The sequence below is a fragment of the Streptomyces sp. SID13666 genome, from assembly GCF_010548325.1.
GTDB classification, from domain to species: Bacteria; Actinomycetota; Actinomycetes; order Streptomycetales; family Streptomycetaceae; genus Actinacidiphila; species Actinacidiphila fildesensis.
The window spans coordinates 26,428-42,963 of record NZ_JAAGLX010000033.1 but is presented as its reverse complement, the minus strand read 5'-3'; the positions used below and the strand labels follow the sequence as shown (position 1 = coordinate 42,963).

The window sequence follows — 16,536 nt, the reverse complement described above, 5'->3', positions numbered from 1 at the left end:
CCGCTCGGGAGGCTTTCCCCATGCCCTTGTCCCCCATGCAGTTCCCCCGCTCGCACGGACCGCGCCAGTCGGGGCGGTCGCACCGAAGGAGAATGAGTGCCGGAGCGGCCGCCGGCGGACGGCGAGCCGTCCGCCGGCCTCCTTTGCTGTCCGGAGCCGGCAGCCGGCGCCCGGTCACCATCGTCACGCTCGTCCTGGCGATCCTCATCGCGTTGGCCGTCGCGGGCAACGTGGGCGCGTTCAGCAGGCCGCTGGACTTCCTGGACTTCGGAGCGGGAGTGCTCTCGCTGGTGTCGCTCACCGCCACCGTGCTGTGGGGTCTGGCATCCACCGACCGGCTGCTGCTGCACTCCAGTCACCGGCTCCTCGCCCAGGGGGTGCACCGGGGTCTGGCGAGCAGCGGACTCGGTTTCCTCGCCCTGCACATCTGGGTGAAGGTGCAACGACAGGAGACCAGCGCGGGTGCCGCGGCCGTGCCCTTCACGGACGGCCGCCAGCCCCTGCTGATCGGGCTCGGCACCCTCGCCGGGTATCTGTTCCTGACCGTGGCGGTGACCGGCGCGGTACGCAGCGCGTTCGCCTCCGGCACGCGCTCGCGCTGGTGGCGGGCCCTGCACATGGGCGCCTATCCGGCCTGGGGCGCGTCGCTGCTGCACGGTCTGAAAGCCGGCCGGCCCGCGAGCACCTGGGTGACGGTGTCCTACATCCTGTGCCTGCTCGGCATCGTCGTGGTCCTCACCGTGCGGCTCAGGACCCGGCAGAAGCGAACGGCCGCCGGAGCGCAGGCCGTGACGGCCGCCGCCTACCGGGTCGTCCCACCGCGTGAGCCGGACCGCCCACCGAGGGCCGCTCTCTACGTGCCCCGCCAGGACACGGGCACCATGGACCGCTCCGGCGGGCGGGTCGACAGCACTGCTGGATGGCGGCTGTGAACGGCCCCCGCCCGGTCATCGGTTGTGTCGGACCGCCCCGGGTGCTCGCCGGACTGGACGAGGTGCCGCGGCTGGACCGTGTCACCCATCTGGCCGTGCACGGCTCGCTGCCCCGGCTGCGGCCGGAGGAACTGCTGGCGCTCGCCGAGGACATCGACCTGCGCGGCCGCGGGGGAGCGGGCTTCCCGTTCGCCCGGAAACTGAAGTCGGTGACCCGGGCGGCCGAGAGCCGGGACGGCCGTACGGCCGTCGTCGTCAACGGCAGCGAGGGCGAGCCCAGCTGCCTCAAGGACACGGCGCTGCTGCTGCACTCCCCGCATCTGGTGATCGACGGAGCGCTGCTGGCCGCCGCGGCGCTGAACGCCGAGGAGGTCGTCGTCGGGGTGACCAGGACCGACGTCGAGCAGTCCGTTCAGGACGCCATCTACGAACGCGGCCCGGTCGGCCTCAAGCTCCGGGTGACGCTGCTCCCCGAGCGTTTCGTGACGGGCGAGAGTTCCGCTCACGTCAGCGGGCTGAGCGGCGGTCCCGCGCTGCCCTCGGGGCGCTCCATCCGGACGAGCGACCGGGGCCTGGGCGGTCTGCCCACCCTGCTGTCCAACACCGAGACATACGCCCAGCTCGCCCTCGCGGCACGGGTCGGCGCACTGGGCTACCGCTCGGTGGGCCTGCCGACGGAGCCGGGCACGCTGCTGCTGACCGTCGCCGGGGCCACGGTGATGGAGACACCGACCGGTGTCCCGCTGTCGTACATCCTGGAACTGTGCGGGCTCGGCCCCGGCCAGGGTGTGCTGGTCGGCGGCTATCACGGCAAGTGGCTGGACCCGTACTCCGCGAAGGCGGCGGAGATATCCCGCGAATCCCTGGTCTCGTTCGGCGCGGTGCTCGGAGCCGGAGCGGTGCTGCCGCTGCCCGACGACACCTGCCCGGCCGGTGAGGTACTGCGGGTCACCCGCTGGATGGCCGGGGAATCCGCAGGTCAGTGCGGACCCTGCGTACTGGGGCTGCCGGCGCTCGCCGACACCCTCGAACTGGCCGTCCGCGGAGGCGGCCAGGCCGCGCTCGACGCCGTCCAGGCCCGTATGCAATCGGTCAGGCGCCGCGGCGCCTGCAGCCACCCCGACGGGACGTCGAACTTCGTGGAGTCGGCGCTCGCCACGTTCCCGGACGAGTTCTACGACCACGCGCTCGGCAGCGGCTGCGGCCGGCCGGTCCTGGGGACCCTCCCGCTGCGCGCCGACGAGACCGCCGCGGCGCCGGCCGCTGAAGAGAGCACCGAGCGGCTGCTCGTGGACTGGACGCGGTGCCAGGGGCACGGGCTCTGCATGGACGTTCTCCCCGAGATCATCCAGCTCGGCGCCGACGGCTATCCGGAGAAGGCGTCGATGGAACTGCCCGGGCGGCTGCGCCCGAAGGCGCTGCGCGCGATACGCCGCTGCCCCGCCCTCGCGCTGCGCATCCAGGACTAGGGCGTGTTGCGAAAGTAGCGCTGTTCGCCCGGAGGGCGTCGTGGGCCAGGCGGGACTTTCGCAACACGCCCTAGACCCGTCCGTAGGGCGGGCCCGACCGCCCGCCCCACGACGGCAATTCCCGTCGTCACGTGGGCAAATGCCCTGCGTCCACGCAGCGTTGAATCTCTCGGTTCTTGCTCTGATGTGACAAGTTTTGATTCGGCTGAACACCCACCAGGGTCCCCCCGTATCCATGAGCAACGGCGAGCGAAGCCGCCGGACCGAATGCGAAGGAGCAGTCATGGTAAACAGGCGTCGAGCGGCATTCGCTGGAGCGGCCACCGTGGTACTTCTGCTGACGGCAGGATGCGGCAGCAGCGAAAAGGGCAACAACGCCCAGGGAACCAATGTCCAGCCCGCTGGAGACAGCAAGGACATCGGGACCGGATACGGCTCGGATTACGGTGCCAGCAGTACGGGCGGATACGGCACCGACGCCCAGGCGGGCGCGAAGAAGGGCGAGCCGGCCAAGGAGCTGGCGGTGCGCAGCGACGGGAAGCTGGGGCCGATCGTCACCGACAGCAAGGGGTTCACCCTCTACCGGTTCGACAAGGACACCGCCCAGCCGCCCAAGTCCAACTGTGACGGCGCCTGCGCCATCACCTGGCCCGCCGTGCCGGCGGACGACGCCACCGCCTCCGCGGGCATCAAGCCCGAGCTGCTGGGCGAGGTCATCAGGACCGACGGCAGCCGCCAACTGACCCTCGCGGGCTGGCCGGTGTACCGCTACGCCATGGACACCCAGGCCGGCGACACCAAGGGCCACGGGGTCGGCGGTACGTGGAACGCGCTGGCGCCCGACGGCAAGAAGGCCGGACAGCAGGCCGCCGCCCCCGCCCCCAGCCCCAGCCAGACCCAGAGCCAGGTCAGCGACGTGCAGCTGTCGGTCACCGACAACGACGAACTGGGCAAGATCATCGTCGACGGGAAGATGCGGACGCTCTACCGCTTCAACAAGGACAGCGCCTGGCCGATGAAGTTCGCCTGCCTCGACGCCTGCCTGAACACCTGGAAGCCCGCCAAGCCCGTCGACAAGACCAAGGTGCGCGGAGTGGCGTCCAAGCTGGTCGGCACCGTCACCCGGCCCGACGGAACGAAGCAGCTCGCCATCGACTGCTGGCCCGTCTACTGGTTCACCGGGGACGAGAAGCCCGGTGACATCAACGGCCAGGGCAAGATGGGTCTGTGGTTCGCGGTCACCCAGGGTGGCAAGAAGGCCGGCGCGGGTTCCTAGCACCCGCCCCCGGCGCCCATCCGCACGGGGAGGACCGGGCCCGGCCACCGGGCCCCGGCCTCCCCGTGCGGGCACCCGCCCCGCGCGGGGAGAAGAAGCAGAGTCGCGGAACGACGGAATTCCGGAATTCCGACCGAATCAATGGGGTTGATGTGCCGAATTTGCGACTGGGACGTGTCGTCGCGGCGCTGTGTGTGGTCCTGCTGAGCGGCTGCGCCGGAAATGCGCACACGAAAAGCACGGCGGCAGCAGTTCCCACCACCGTACCGGCGGTCGCCGGCCCCGCTTCGATACAGCAGATCGCCGCTGTTCTCGGCTGCAAGGCCGAAATCAGCGTGGTCGCGACGGAACTGCGACAGGGTTCGTGCCGCACCGGGCAGGGCGAGTTCCGCATGCTCACCTTCGCCGCGGAAACCGGCCAGCGCGACTGGCTGACCGAGGCCCAGGCGTACGGCGGCATCTACCTCGTCGGGACCCGCTGGATCGTCACGGCCCAGTCCCAGGAGGCCCTGAAGGGCCTGCGTGCGACGCTCGGCGGAACGATCCAGGCGGCACCGGAGCACGCGGGGCACAGCGGCTGAGCCACCCCCGGGCGTACCCGGTGCGTCGCACCGCCCACCGTCCCGCGCGCACCGCCCGTCACCCACCGTCCCGCGCGCACCCCCCGTCACCCACCGGACCGCAGCCCGGCGCGCACCCAGCGCGGCTGTCGGCGCGACGGCCGGCTCCGCCGGCGCACCGCCGTCCCGAGCGCCAGGACCGCGACGGGGTCGCCCGATGTGCAGGCCGCCCAGGCCACTCCGGTGAGCAGGGGTCCGACGGCGTCGTGCTCCGGCACAGTGCACGCGGCCTCCAGCATCCCGGCGAGCGCACGCGGTCCGCTGGGCGCCCCGGTCAGCAGATACCCGGTCTCGCGCAGCCAGTCCTCCGTGGGGCGGACCTTCCTGGCGGTGCCGCAGTGCGCGAGGAGTTCGATGACCCCGTCGTCGAAGAGCACCGGGCCGAGCGCGTCCCGGACGGCACCGCCGAAGGGTTCCGCGGCAGGAAACAGCCGAGCGGCCCTCTCGAGGAGGTCCGGGGCGGGAGGGATCGCGTCGTGCGGTTCCGGTTCCGGCGGGGCCGGGTCGTGTGACGGCGAGTCGGTGGCGTCAGGGACGTCGAGCGGCGCGCTGGGAGGCCGGCCGTGGCGGCGGGCCCGGAACCGCGGGCGGCTCAGCGCCGCCGCGATCCGCGGTGTCAGCCAGTGCGTCGATGCCATCGCGCCCCCGTCCCCCCGACCGCACGGTACCCCGGCGTGCGGAGCCGGCGGGAGCACTTCGCGTGCGAGGAACAAACGGACTGGTCACGTCACTTCACCGCGTTCCCGGTCCCCAGCGCTGCGGGCGGCGGCGGAAACTGCTGCCAAAGCGCCGACCGGACGCGTGGACACCACCCGTGGTGAACGGGTGTGCTGGAGAGCGGCTTTCCGCGGGACCACCGTCCGCTCGCTCATCCGTTTCGTCCGCTCCTTCAGGAGGGCATGTGTCGCTCCATCCCCAAGTGGAGACCCTGCGCGCGCGCCTCGTCGCCGCCGGGACCCGGCCCCTGTACACACTGGATCTCGCCGAGGCGCGTGCGGCCGACCTGGCCGCCGCCCGGTCCGCCGGCGGGGTACCGGAGCCCGTCGGGAGCGTCCTCGACGCCGAGATCCCGGGGCCCGGCGGGCTGCTGCCCGTCCGGGTGTACCGGCCGGAGTCCGACGGCCGCCCGCTCCCCGTGCTCTGCTACTTCTTCGGCGGCGGCTGGACCCTCGGCACGCTCGACACCTGTGACGCGATCTGCCGCAGGCTCGCCAACGCGGCAGGGTGCGTCGTGGTGTCGGTGGGCTACCGGCTCGCCCCGGAGCACAAGTTCCCCGCCGCGCTGTACGACTGCCGGGCCGCCGTCGAATGGATCGCCGGGCACGCCGACGCGCACGGCGGCGACGGTTCGCGGCTCGCGCTGGGCGGTGACAGCGCGGGCGCCAACCTCGCCGCCGCCCTGGCGCTGCACCTGCGCGACCACGGAGGCCCGCCGATCGCCGCCCAGTTGCTGGTGTACCCCAACACCGACCATCTCGCCGACACCGCGTCGCGGCGCGAGAACCAGGACACGGTGTTCTTCAACCACCGTTCGGTGGACTGGTACTGGCGGCACTACCTGGCCGATCCGGCACACGGCGCGGACCCGTACGCGTCACCGCTGCGCGCCGGGGACCTCGGCGGGCTGCCGCCCGCGCTGGTGATCACGGCGGAGTACGACCCGCTGCGGGACGAGGGCGAGCAGTACGCAGAATGCCTCGCCGCCGCCGGGGTGCCGGTGGCGCTGAGCCGGTACGACGGCATGATCCATGGATTCTTCGCGATGCCGGGGGAGTTGGACGCCGCCACCACCGCCCAGGACGAGGCGGCCGCGTTCCTGGCCGAGCGGCTCGCGGAGGTGCGCGTATGACCTCGCCGACTCCCGCCGGAGACACCGCGCTGCGGATCGAGGATCTGCACGGTTCGCTCCGCGACCCGGTGCTCGACGCGATGAACTTCCTCAACGAGGTGGTCTCGCGCTACCCCGAGGCCATCTCGTTCGCGCCGGGCCGCCCCTACGACCCGCTGCTCGACCCCGGCGTCATCACCGACTGCCTCACCGCCTGGACCGACCATCTGCGACGGGACCGGGGACTCAGCGAGCCGCAGATCAGCACTCTGCTCATGCAGTACGGGCCCACCGCGGGCATCATCCGGGAGCCGATCGCGCGCTCGCTCGCCGAGGACGAGGGCATCGACGTCCCGCCCGAGGCGATCGTGGTGACCGTCGGCGCCCAGGAAGGCATGCTGCTGGTGCTGCGGGCCCTGTGTGCCGGGCCGGACGACGTGCTGCTCGCGCCCTCGCCGTGCTACGTCGGCATCAGCGGTGCGGCCCGGCTGCTCGACATCCCGCTCTTCCCGGTCCCGGAGGGCGAGCACGGGATCGACGCCGCCGACGTGGTGGACGCGGCCCGCCGGGCCCGCGCGCAGGGGCTGCGGCCGCGCGCCCTGTACCTCGTGCCGGACTTCGCCAACCCGTCCGGTGTCTGCATGACCGTGCGGGCCCGCCGGGAACTCCTGGCGGCGGCGGAGGAGGAGGGGCTGCTGGTCCTGGAGGACAATCCGTACGGGATGTTCCGGGCCGACGCGGAGAGCACCCGGCCCACCCTCAAGGCGCTGGACACCGACCGCCGGGTGATCTACCTCGGCTCGCTGGCCAAGACCGGGTTCCCCGGGGCCAGGGTCGGTTATGTCGTCGCCGACCAGCGCGTCGAGGGACCCGGCGGGAGCACCCTGCTCGCCGACCAGCTCGCGAAGGTCAAGAGCATGACGACCGTCAACACCCCGGCGCTCAGCCAGGCCGTGATCGGCGGGCTCCTGGTGCGGCACGGGTACCGGATGCGGACGGCGTCGCTGGCCGCGGCCGCCTTCTACCGGGAGAACATGGCGCGGCTGCTCGACGCGCTCGACCGGCACTTCCCCGAACCGGAGCGCACCGCGCGGGGCATCGACTGGAACCGGCCCGAGGGCGGTTTCTTCGTGGTGCTGTCCGTGCCCTTCGACGCGGACGAGCAGGCCCTTGAGCGGTCCGCGGGGCGGCACCAGGTGCTGTGGACGCCCATGAGCCCGTTCTACATCGGCGGTGGCGGTGTGCGCAGGCTGCGGCTGTCGTGCAGCGCGGTGCCACCCGAGCTTGTCGACGAGGGCGTTCGGCGATTCGCCGAATTCGTCGCGGAGTCGGAATCCACGGCTGTTCACCACTCGGTGGCGACCAGCATTTCCGCCGTCGGCTGAGGGGAATTCTGCCGGTACTGCTCCGGCAACCGCAGCTGTAACGCATGGACTGCCGGAACCGCTTGAGCGAAGCTTGAAGCGTCCTGAGGCGACCGCATCAGGTGGCTGTCCAGTCAGGTGAATGGGAAGTCCGCGTGGACGTTGACGAGCTGTTTCTCGCCGGTCCGGCCGATGAGCCGGTGCTCCGGCTCGGAGAATCCATCGATCGTGGCCGGCTGCGGAGGCTGGTGTCGGAACGGCAGCAGCAATTGCGGGACTCCGGGCTGCACACCGGGGGTTCCGTCGCTGTTCATCTGCCTCCTTCGCTCGAATACATCGCTCATGTGCTGGCCGTCTGGAAATGCGGTGCGCAGGCGATTCTGGTGGACCACCGGTTCACCGAATTCGAAGTGAATTCCTGTGTCGAGCGGCTGGCTCCGCAGTTCATCGTGGAGCCGGCCGAACCGGCCACCGGCATGATGCGCGGCTTCCAGGACACCCGTAGCGTGATCAGGTCGCTGGAGGGCGGCCGTGCGCCCGGGACCGGGCACGCGCTCATCCAGTTCAGCTCGGGCTCCACCGGTCCCTCCAAGGTCATCGGCCGCACGGCCGCGGACCTGGTGGCCGAGGTCGAGCGCTACACCCGGATCGACGGTTTCCCGGGCGCCGGCCACCAGGTGGTGATGCTCGCGTCGATGACCAACGTGCTCGGCCTGGTCGGTGGCCTCCTCAACAGCCTGCACACCGGCGCCGAGATGGTCATACCCCGGCACACCGGCAAGGACGGCATCCTGCGCACCCTCGTCGAGGCGACCGCACCCACCGTGCTCATCGGGGTGCCCTCCCAGGTAGACCTGCTCGCCCGGGTCGCCGACCCGCCCGCGTTGCCGCTGTTCCGACGCGTCATCACCGGCGGCGAGTTGGTCGGCGACGCGCTGTGGAACTCCTTCGCGCAGCGGTACGGGGTACGCATCGGCACGATGTACGGGATGACCGAGGCCGGAGTGATGGCCGTCGACGTCCTCGGTGAGCACCGTCCGGCACTGCTGCCCGCACCCGGTCATGAACTCCGCGTCGAGAACGGTGAACTGATGCTGCGACAGCCGGCGTCGCCCTATCTCGGCGACCCCGACCCGAGCCGGTGGTCGGACGGCTGGCTGCACACCCGGGACGCCGGGACGGTCGACACGTCCACGGGACGGGTGACCGTCCTCGGCAGACTCGACTCCCAGGTGTCGGTCGGCGGGCTCAAGGTCGACCTCAACGAGGTCGAACAGACACTGGCTGGTGCGCCCGGCGTGACCGAGGCCGTGGTCGTCCACGACGGTGCGATCCAGGCGTTCGTGGCACTGGACGGCGGAGGCACCGGTGCGGCCGGGATCGAGGCGTATCTGAGACAGCGACTCGCAGGTTACAAGCGGCCTCGCGCCGTCTACGTGCTACCGGCGCTCCCGCGGACCAGCAGTGGCAAGCCGATCCGCAACGCCGCGACGCTCAACGCCTCCCGGCTCGGCGCGGCGGCCCCGTCATGAGCCGCCGCCAACGGGCCAGGGCCGGCACCCCGCGTGGCCCGATCCGTAGAGCCGCAGAGGCACTCCGGCCGGGGATCCCTGCGCCGCCACCGCCACGACCAGGCCGTACGGGGCGGGCGGCAGGGCGAGCGACAGGTCAGGACCGTCCGGCAGCGGCGCCAGCTCGTCCGCGTCCGCCAGCAGCTCCGGCGGCACCCGCCGCCGCAGTCCGCCGCCCCGCAGTCCCACGCCGAGTGCCTTGCCCAGCGCCTCCTTCGCCGTCCACAGGCGGAGGAAGTCGGGGGTGCGGCCGGCCGCGGGGCGGTCCGCGAGCCACTGTGCCTCGGCACGGTCGAAGTAGCGCCCGGCCAGCCGTAGGGCGGGCAGCGTTCGTACCGACTCCACATCCACACCGATCCGTCCGGACCGGGTGAGGGCCACGGCGACGACGTCGTCGCAGTGGCTGATGCTCACCTGAAGTTCCGCCCCGTCCGCCCGGGTGAGATACGGGCGGCCCAGTCCGTCGCGCTCGATGCGCGCCGCAGCCGGCGCCCCGAGCAGCTCGTCCGCGACCCGTAGCAGCAGTCGCCGGGCGGCGTCCCGCCGGTCCCCGCAGGCCGGGGCCAGCACCACAGTGACCGCGTTCGGATCCATCGCCGGGCGCGCAGACATGAGAGGCAGTACACCAGTGAAGGACGACATTCGCCAGTTCCTCATCTCGGCCCTGATCAAGATGAAGTACGACCCGGAGACGGTCAGCGGGTCGAGCTCGCTGGGGCCCGCCGGCATCGACCTCGACTCCCTGGGCGTGGCCGACCTCGTGATGCAGTTGGAAGACCGCTTCGGGGTGCAGATCGACGAGGACGAGTCCGAGCGCTTCGCGATGATGACGATCGATCAGATCGCGGAGGAGTCGGCGAGCCGCCTCCAGGCCGCCTAGCGCGCCGGTCCGGCCCGGTCACGAACGGCCCGCCGGCGCTCCCCGCAGCGCCCCCCATCACCCTGTCCAGCCCCTCCTGTTCGACCCTCACAGGGAGAAAGCCACATGACCGTCCGACAATTGCGAGCGCAACTCGCGGCCGACCAGGAGCTGGGCGTCGGCAATGTGCTCAGCACCCTGGTCGCCCGCGCCGGGGAGTCCGCCGAGTCGGCGCTGACCTTCGACTCCGAGGTCGACGGGCACCCGGCCTGGCAGCGGCTGACGCTGCCCGACCTGGAGCGTGCCGTCGCCGCCCGCGCGGCGTGGCTGCACGCGTGGGGGGTGCAGCCACGCGACGCGGTCGCGGTGTTCGTCTCCACCGCGGCCGACCATGTGCTCGCCTATCTCGCGCTGACCAGGATCGGGGCCATCCCGGCGCTGCTCAACGCGAACATGGACGGGACCACGGCCCGCGCCTACATCGGGAAGGTGGCGCCCCGCGCGCTGCTCACCGACGCCGCGCACCGCGAACGCCTCGGCGACGGGGAGTTCCCCGGCCTGCTGCTCGGTGACATCGCCGGGACCGGCACCGGCGACCCGGCCCTGGCTCCCGGCCAGTACCGCTTCCACCCCACCGACGCCGCCGTCATCACCCACTCCTCCGGGACCACCGGGCTGCCCAAGCCGGTGATCGCCACCCACGCCAGTCTGTTCGCCGCCTCCCGGCACCGGCTTTCGCTGCCCAAGCCGCGCACCATCGACCGGATGCTCAGCGCTCTGCCCGCCAACCACGCGGCGATGGTGATCGCGGTGACGCTGGCGCTGTGCAGCGGCACCGAGTTGATGCTCGTGTCGGAGCAGGACGGTCTGAAGGTCCTGGAGGCGGTGGACCGCTGGAAGCCGTCGTGCGTCTTCGGTTTCGCGGCCACCTGGCCGCAGCTGGTCAACCGGGACCTGGGGGCGTACGACCTGGACAGCGTGCAGATGTGGTGGAACACCGGGGACGCCGCGCACGAGGCGCACATCAGGAAGCTGGTCGCGGTCGGCCACCGGCTGGTCGCCCAGCGCGGCGGCGGGATCGCCCGCAAGGAGGGCGCCACCTTCATGGACGGCCTGGGCTCCAGCGAGATGGGCCACTCGATGTTCTTCATCACGCACACCGCCGAGACCGACCGCTACAACCGGTGCATCGGCAAGCCGCACGCGTTCGCCGAGGTGGCCGTCCTCGACGAGCTGGGCGAGCCGCTGCCGCCCGGCCGGATCGGTGAGCTGGGCGTGAACGCGCCCACCGTGTCGCCGGGGTACTGGAACGACTCGGCCACCACCTACCGCACCCGCAGGGCCGGTTACTTCCTCACCGGGGACCTCGTCTACCGGGACGAGGCAGGCTACTACTACCACGTCGACCGGGTCGTGGACACGGTCGCGCTGTCCGGCGGGCGCTATCTGCACACCGCGCAGTCGGAGGAACAGATCCTGGCCCGCTGCCCGGAGGTGTCCGACTGCACCGTCATCGCGGTGCCGGGCCCGGACGGTGCGGTGACCACCGAGGTGCTGGTGAGTATCCTCCCCGGCGCGAAGGCGCCAGGGGATCTGGACGAGCAGGTGCGGGCCGCGCTCGACGAGCATGTCGCGGCCACCGTACGGAGCGTCGTGGTGGTCGACGACGAGGACATCCCGCACGGGCCGACCGGCAAGGTCCGCAAGGTCATTCTGCGCGAGCGCTACAGCCAGGCGAAGGCAATGCCCGTGATCGAGCAGGGAGTTGAGACGGTATGAGCGTACGGTCGGAAACGGGTGTGGTCGTCACCGGCATCGGTGTGGTCAGTTCCCTGGGGCGGGACCTCGTGGACACCTTCGACGCCCTGTGCGAGGGGCGCTCGCAGCTCTCCCGGCCCACCCCGGAACTGGGTGAGCAGTCCCTGGTCGAGGTGGTCTCACAGGCACCCGACATCGACCCGGCCGAGGTGCTGAAGCCGCCGATCGACCCGGGCGTCGACCGCTTCCTGATCCTCGCGCTCGCCGCGGCGGAGCAGGCGATGGCGGACTCCGGGCTGCGGGTCGGCGAGAACGCGGACCCGGAGCGGGTCGCGGTGATCACCTCCACCGCCGGCGGACCGCTGCGGACGTACGAGGAGCAGGCCGCGGCGCGCCGCGAGCGCGGCCGCAGCGCGGTCAGCCCGTATCTGTGCCCGGGGATGATCCCCAACATGTCGGCCGCCCGGATCGCCATCAAGTACGGCATCCGCGGCTACAGCCTGCTGCTGTCCACCGCCTGTGCGGGCGGCGGCCAGGCCGTCGCCGAGGCGTTCCGGCTGATCCGCGAGGGTGAGGCGGACGTGGTGGTGTGCGGCGGCTCCGACGCGCCGCTGCATCCCACGGTCGCGGCCGCCTTCGTCAACGCCCGTTCGCTGGCGAACGGTTACGACGACCCGACGAAGGCGAGCCGGCCGTTCGACCAGGACCGCAACGGCTATGTGCTCGGCGAGGGCGCCGCGATGTTCATCCTGGAGCGGGCGGAGCACGCGGAGGCCGGCGGCGCCGCCGGATACGCCGACGTCATCGGCTGGGGCGCGACCACCGACGGGTACCACGTGACCAAGCCCCGTCCGGACGGCTCGGGCGCCGCGGCCTGCATGCGGAAGGCCGTCGCGCGGGCCGGGCTGCGGCCCGAGGACATCGGTTACGTCAACGCGCACGCCACCAGCACCGGGCTCGGCGACATCGCCGAGGCGCGGGCGATCCGGGCGGTGTTCGGCGACGAGACCCCGCCGGTCAGCTCCACCAAGTCGGTCACCGGCCATCTGATGGGCGCCTCCGGGGCGTTCGAGGCCGCCGCCACCGTGCTGGCCGTCGCGCACGGCACGCTGCCGCCGACGTTCAATTTGGACCAGGTCGGCCGGGGCTGCGAGCTCAACCACGTGCGGGGAAAGGCGTACCGGACCGAGGTGCGGGCGGCGCTCTCCAACTCCTTCGGGTTCGGCGGCCACAACATCTCGCTGGCCATCGGCACCCCCACCACCCGGGGCCGGCGCCTCGCCGACGGAACGCGCAGCGATGGCTGAGCGGGCAGGCGACCTGCCGCTGCACAAGTTCTGGTGGCTGCACGACGCCCGCTGGTACCAGGGAGTGATGAAGCGGTACGGGCAGGAGGCGGCCAACGAGATCAACGCGGAGGCGATGCTCTTCGTGGCCCGCCGCGTCGCCCGCTGGTACACCGCCCGGCACGACGTCGACTTCGAGAAGCTGCCGATGGACGAGTTCGTCGACCGGTTCAAGGAGATCCCCCGGGTCATGTGGCCCGAGGACATGACCAACTACCAGCACCACGCGGTCGGTCCCGACACCTTCGAGACCGTGGTCACCGAGCACTTCGCGCTGAAGATGCTCAAGGCCGCCCGGTCCTTCGACAGCTACCGGTGCCCCTGCCTGGAGATGCGGGCCGGCTGGTTCGAGGGCATGGGGCTCACCGTCGAGGACAGCCGCAGCGAGTGCATGACCAGCGGCTCGGAGGTCTGCCGCTTCCGCGCGACCGTGCGTCGCACCGACCCGGATCCGGCCTGAACGCACGCGCGAACGCGCCCTGCCGGAACGTCCCGTCCAAGGGAGATCCACACCCATGATCGCAGGTATTGACCACGTCGAGTTCTTCGTGGGCGACGCCCAGCAGTCGTCCTTCTATCTCTGCGGTGCCTTCGGCTTCCGGCTGTGCGCCGAGGGCGGCCCGGAGACCGGCCTCACCGGGCACCGCTCGCTGCTGCTGCGCCAGGGCGGGGTCCGCCTCGTGCTCACCTCGGCGCTCACCGCGACCGCCGAGGCGGCCGGATACGTCAGCCGGCACGGCGACGGTGCGGCGGTGATCGCCTTCGGCACCGATGACGCCAGGGCCGAGTTCCACGCCGCCGTCGAACAGGGCGCGGCCCCCGTGCGGGAGCCGGCCGTGTACGCGGATGCCGGAGCCCGGGTGGTGGTCGCCGAGGTCGCAGGGTTCGGCGATGTCGTCCACCGCTTCGTGGAACGGCACGGCGACCCGGACGCGTTCCTGCCGGGCCGGATGCAGACCCTGGCCCCGGACCCGGAGGACGGGGAGTCGCTGTTCGAGCTGATCGACCACGTCGCGGTGTGCGTGCCGGCCGGGGAGCTGGACCGGACGGTCGCCCACTACGAGAAGGCCTTCGGCTTCGCCCAGGTCTTCGAGGAGCACATCGAGGTGGGCGAGCAGGCGATGAACTCCAAGGTGGTGCAGTCCCCTTCGGGCGGCGTCACCTTCACGATCCTGGAGCCCGACACCACCCGCAGGCCCGGCCAGATCGACGACTTCATCGGCCGGCACGGCGGCGCCGGAGTGCAGCACCTGGCCTTCCTGGCGCCGGACATCTTCACCGCCGTGGACCGGCTGCAGCAGCGCGGAGCCCGCTTCCTGGCCACCCCGGACGGCTACTACGACGGCGTCGCGGGACGGGTCGGGGCCACCACGGTCGACGCGGCGGAACTGCGCCGCACCAACGTCCTGATCGACCGGGACCACTGGGGCGAGATCCTGCAGATCTTCACCCAGTCCATGCACGTGCGGCGCACCTACTTCATGGAGGTCATCGAGCGGCGCGGGGCGCGCAGCTTCGGCAGCGGCAACATCAGGGCGCTCTACGAGGCCGTGGAACGTGACGGTTCGAGCGCCGCGGCGGTCTGAGCGCCGCTGATCCGAGCGGGAGAACAGGACAGCGGGGAAGGCAGTTCATGGACGCGGGACAGACGGAATTCAAGCTCACCGACGAGGAAGCGGCACTGCTGCCGACGGACGACGAAGTACGGCAGTACGCCGAGCGCGGCTGGTATCTGTCGCGCAAGCTGTTCACCGACGACGAGATCGACGTACTGACCTCGGCGAGCGACCGGTACTACGCGGGCCACCGGGACCGCACGCTGCCGGTCCGGCCGGCCAGGCTGGCGTACTGGACCCCCGAGGACGGGCCGGTCCAGCGGCACAACGACTACATCCACTACGAGGACGACCGGATCGCGGCGATCCTGCGCAAGCCGCTGCTCGGGGCGGTCGCGGCCCGGCTCGCCGAGGCCGACGAGATCCGGGTCTTCCAGGCCACGATGATCTACAAGCCGCCGCGGCCCGACGAGCGCACCAACCTGGTGCCCTGGCACTTCGACAAGCACTACTGGGCCACCTGCACCTCGGAGCGCATGCTCACCGCCTTCATCCCGTTCCACGACTGCGGAACCGGGATGGGCACCATCACGATGATCGACGGAAGCCACCGCTGGCGCGAGGCCGCCGTCGTCGACAGTGCCACCCGGCACTTCGCCGAACGCGACCGCTCGGAACTGGACCGGATGCTGGCCGAGAACGCCACGTACAACAGCACCCAGGTCACCAAGGTCCCGATGGAGATCCCCAAGGGCCATGTGAGCTTCCACCACTGCCGGACGTACCACGGCAGCGGACCCAACCTCAGCGACCGGCCGCGCCGGGCGATCTCGCTGCATCTGCAGGACGGCGCCAACCAGCACCGGCCGTTCCAGCTGTCCGACGGCTCACCGGTCGAGTACAACCACGACGTCCTCGTCCGCCGTACGCCCGCGGGCGAACCCGACTACTCCGACCCCGCGTTCTGCCCGGTCGTCTGGCGTTCCGGCACGGGACGCTGAGCCGCCGATGCGAACGGTGGCGGTGGTGGGCGGCGGGCTGATCGGCACCTCGATCGGTATGGATCTGCACGGGTGCGGGGTGCGGGTGCATGTCATCGACCGTGACCCGGCGACCCAGACGGTGGCCGCGGAACGCTGCCGGGGGTACGAGGGCGCACCGCCGGAACCCGCCGACCTGGCGGTGATCGCGGTGCCGCCGGGCGCGGTCGCTCCGGTGCTGCGCGAGTGGCAGTCCCGCGGCCTGGCCCGCTGCTACACGGACGTGGCCAGCGCCAAGGAGTCCGTGCACCGGGCCGCCACGGCGGCGGGCTGTGCGCTGGACGCCTTCGTCGGCGGCCACCCCATGGCGGGGAGCGAGCGGCCGGGACCGTACGCGGCGCGCGCCGGGCTCTTCACGGGCCGGCCCTGGGTGCTCACCCCGGACCGGCACACCGGGACGGCCGCACTGTCCGCGGCCCTCGCGCTGGTCGAGGCGTGCGGGGCGCGGCTGGTGGTGATGGGCCGCGCCGAGCACGACCGGGCGGTCGCGACGACCTCGCACGCGCCGCACGTGGTGGCGAGCGCACTGGCCTCGGCGGTGGGCGCGGCTCCGCAGGAAGTGGTCGAACTGTGCGGGGCGGGGATCCGGGACGCGACCAGGATCGCCGCGGGCGAGACCGGACTGTGGAGCGACATCCTCGGCAGCAACGCGAGTGCGGTCGCGGCGGCACTGGAGCCGCTGATCACCGAACTCACCGCCGCCCTGGTCCAGTTGCGGGAGATCGCGGGCGCTCCGCCCGGATCCCCGCCGAGGGCGCTGGCCGGGCTGCTGGACCGCGGCGGGGAAGGCCGCGCCCGCATCATGACGGCCCAGCCGGCCGCGGCCCCCGCGCCGCCACCGGTCGCGGTCCCTTCCTACGCCTAGCCGCGTCCTGCGCGCGGTCCCGTCCCGAGCCCGGTCCCGTCCTACGCCCAGC

General features: G+C 71.9%; 16 protein-coding genes. 14 read left to right on the top strand and 2 right to left on the bottom strand.

What is annotated here, in order from left to right:
- Window positions 1–92 precede the first annotated feature (92 nt).
- From G3I60_RS31555 to G3I60_RS31540, 4 genes are all read left to right on the top strand, one after another.
- Window positions 93–932, top strand: coding sequence for a hypothetical protein (locus tag G3I60_RS31555; protein WP_203674360.1), 840 nt, complete (start codon window positions 93–95; stop codon window positions 930–932).
- Window positions 920–2,401, top strand: coding sequence for an NADH-quinone oxidoreductase subunit NuoF family protein (locus tag G3I60_RS31550; protein ID WP_164296333.1), 1,482 nt, complete (start codon window positions 920–922; stop codon window positions 2,399–2,401). Before G3I60_RS31555 ends, G3I60_RS31550 begins: the two co-directional genes overlap by 13 nt.
- A gap of 235 nt (window positions 2,402–2,636) precedes the next feature.
- A complete protein-coding gene (locus G3I60_RS31545) occupies window positions 2,637–3,677 on the top strand; it encodes an SCO0930 family lipoprotein (protein WP_343241982.1) in 1,041 nt (346 codons plus the stop codon).
- A gap of 161 nt (window positions 3,678–3,838) precedes the next feature.
- Window positions 3,839–4,258 carry a hypothetical protein gene (locus G3I60_RS31540; protein WP_164296329.1) on the top strand — a complete coding sequence of 140 codons (420 nt, stop codon included), beginning with the start codon at window positions 3,839–3,841 and terminating at the stop codon, window positions 4,256–4,258.
- An 86-nt stretch (window positions 4,259–4,344) separates the two neighbouring features.
- Here G3I60_RS31540 and G3I60_RS31535 read toward each other — a convergent pair whose 3' ends face one another.
- Window positions 4,345–4,935, bottom strand: coding sequence for a hypothetical protein (locus G3I60_RS31535; RefSeq protein ID WP_164296328.1), 591 nt, complete (start codon window positions 4,933–4,935; stop codon window positions 4,345–4,347).
- A gap of 263 nt (window positions 4,936–5,198) precedes the next feature.
- Between G3I60_RS31535 and G3I60_RS31530 the strand changes: the two genes are divergently transcribed.
- The 3 genes from G3I60_RS31530 to G3I60_RS31520 all read left to right on the top strand — a co-directional run bounded on the left by G3I60_RS31530 (window position 5,199) and on the right by G3I60_RS31520 (window position 9,021).
- Window positions 5,199–6,146, top strand: coding sequence for an alpha/beta hydrolase (locus tag G3I60_RS31530; protein ID WP_343241549.1), 948 nt, complete (start codon window positions 5,199–5,201; stop codon window positions 6,144–6,146).
- Window positions 6,143–7,510: a PLP-dependent aminotransferase family protein gene (locus G3I60_RS31525; RefSeq protein WP_164296324.1), complete on the top strand. Its 1,368-nt coding sequence runs from the start codon at window positions 6,143–6,145 to the stop codon at window positions 7,508–7,510. Before G3I60_RS31530 ends, G3I60_RS31525 begins: the two co-directional genes overlap by 4 nt.
- Before the next feature lie 134 nt (window positions 7,511–7,644).
- The gene (locus tag G3I60_RS31520) at window positions 7,645–9,021 is read left to right on the top strand and encodes a class I adenylate-forming enzyme family protein (RefSeq protein ID WP_343241546.1); all 1,377 of its coding nucleotides are present in this window, start codon (window positions 7,645–7,647) and stop codon (window positions 9,019–9,021) included.
- Here G3I60_RS31520 and G3I60_RS31515 read toward each other — a convergent pair.
- Complete coding sequence (locus G3I60_RS31515) at window positions 9,016–9,672, bottom strand: 4'-phosphopantetheinyl transferase superfamily protein (protein WP_203674358.1); 657 nt, start codon at window positions 9,670–9,672, stop codon at window positions 9,016–9,018. The genes G3I60_RS31520 and G3I60_RS31515 overlap by 6 nt on opposite strands.
- A gap of 16 nt (window positions 9,673–9,688) precedes the next feature.
- Between G3I60_RS31515 and G3I60_RS46575 the strand changes: the two genes are divergently transcribed.
- The 7 genes from G3I60_RS46575 to G3I60_RS31480 all read left to right on the top strand — a co-directional run bounded on the left by G3I60_RS46575 (window position 9,689) and on the right by G3I60_RS31480 (window position 16,484).
- Window positions 9,689–9,940, top strand: coding sequence for an acyl carrier protein (locus G3I60_RS46575; RefSeq protein ID WP_164296322.1), 252 nt, complete (start codon window positions 9,689–9,691; stop codon window positions 9,938–9,940).
- 105 nt (window positions 9,941–10,045) lie between these two features.
- A complete protein-coding gene (locus G3I60_RS31505) occupies window positions 10,046–11,698 on the top strand; it encodes a class I adenylate-forming enzyme family protein (RefSeq protein WP_164296320.1) in 1,653 nt (550 codons plus the stop codon).
- Window positions 11,695–12,984 (top strand): beta-ketoacyl synthase, encoded by a 1,290-nt coding sequence (locus G3I60_RS31500; RefSeq protein ID WP_164608053.1) that lies wholly within the window; start codon window positions 11,695–11,697, stop codon window positions 12,982–12,984. Before G3I60_RS31505 ends, G3I60_RS31500 begins: the two co-directional genes overlap by 4 nt.
- The gene (locus G3I60_RS31495; RefSeq protein ID WP_138356980.1) at window positions 12,977–13,483 is read left to right on the top strand and encodes an L-2-amino-thiazoline-4-carboxylic acid hydrolase; all 507 of its coding nucleotides are present in this window, start codon (window positions 12,977–12,979) and stop codon (window positions 13,481–13,483) included. The genes G3I60_RS31500 and G3I60_RS31495 overlap by 8 nt, the downstream gene beginning before the upstream one ends.
- 55 nt (window positions 13,484–13,538) lie before the next feature.
- Window positions 13,539–14,609 carry a 4-hydroxyphenylpyruvate dioxygenase gene (hppD, locus tag G3I60_RS31490; protein ID WP_138356981.1) on the top strand — a complete coding sequence of 357 codons (1,071 nt, stop codon included), beginning with the start codon at window positions 13,539–13,541 and terminating at the stop codon, window positions 14,607–14,609.
- A 47-nt stretch (window positions 14,610–14,656) separates the two neighbouring features.
- Window positions 14,657–15,580, top strand: coding sequence for a phytanoyl-CoA dioxygenase family protein (locus tag G3I60_RS31485; protein ID WP_164296316.1), 924 nt, complete (start codon window positions 14,657–14,659; stop codon window positions 15,578–15,580).
- A gap of 7 nt (window positions 15,581–15,587) precedes the next feature.
- Window positions 15,588–16,484, top strand: coding sequence for a prephenate dehydrogenase (locus tag G3I60_RS31480; RefSeq protein WP_164296314.1), 897 nt, complete (start codon window positions 15,588–15,590; stop codon window positions 16,482–16,484).
- Window positions 16,485–16,536: the final 52 nt, after the last annotated feature.

Coding starts and splice junctions, on each gene's coding strand:
- G3I60_RS31500 (WP_164608053.1), top strand. CDS start 11,695: ATGAGCGTACGGTCGGAAACGGGTGTGGTCGTCACCGGCATCGGTGTG.
- G3I60_RS31535 (WP_164296328.1), bottom strand. CDS start 4,935: ATGGCATCGACGCACTGGCTGACACCGCGGATCGCGGCGGCGCTGAGC.
- G3I60_RS31485 (WP_164296316.1), top strand. CDS start 14,657: ATGGACGCGGGACAGACGGAATTCAAGCTCACCGACGAGGAAGCGGCA.
- hppD (WP_138356981.1), top strand. CDS start 13,539: ATGATCGCAGGTATTGACCACGTCGAGTTCTTCGTGGGCGACGCCCAG.
- G3I60_RS31550 (WP_164296333.1), top strand. CDS start 920: ATGGCGGCTGTGAACGGCCCCCGCCCGGTCATCGGTTGTGTCGGACCG.
- G3I60_RS31525 (WP_164296324.1), top strand. CDS start 6,143: ATGACCTCGCCGACTCCCGCCGGAGACACCGCGCTGCGGATCGAGGAT.
- G3I60_RS31545 (WP_343241982.1), top strand. CDS start 2,637: ATGAGCAACGGCGAGCGAAGCCGCCGGACCGAATGCGAAGGAGCAGTC.
- G3I60_RS31515 (WP_203674358.1), bottom strand. CDS start 9,672: ATGTCTGCGCGCCCGGCGATGGATCCGAACGCGGTCACTGTGGTGCTG.
- G3I60_RS31505 (WP_164296320.1), top strand. CDS start 10,046: ATGACCGTCCGACAATTGCGAGCGCAACTCGCGGCCGACCAGGAGCTG.
- G3I60_RS31555 (WP_203674360.1), top strand. CDS start 93: ATGAGTGCCGGAGCGGCCGCCGGCGGACGGCGAGCCGTCCGCCGGCCT.
- G3I60_RS31480 (WP_164296314.1), top strand. CDS start 15,588: ATGCGAACGGTGGCGGTGGTGGGCGGCGGGCTGATCGGCACCTCGATC.
- G3I60_RS31495 (WP_138356980.1), top strand. CDS start 12,977: ATGGCTGAGCGGGCAGGCGACCTGCCGCTGCACAAGTTCTGGTGGCTG.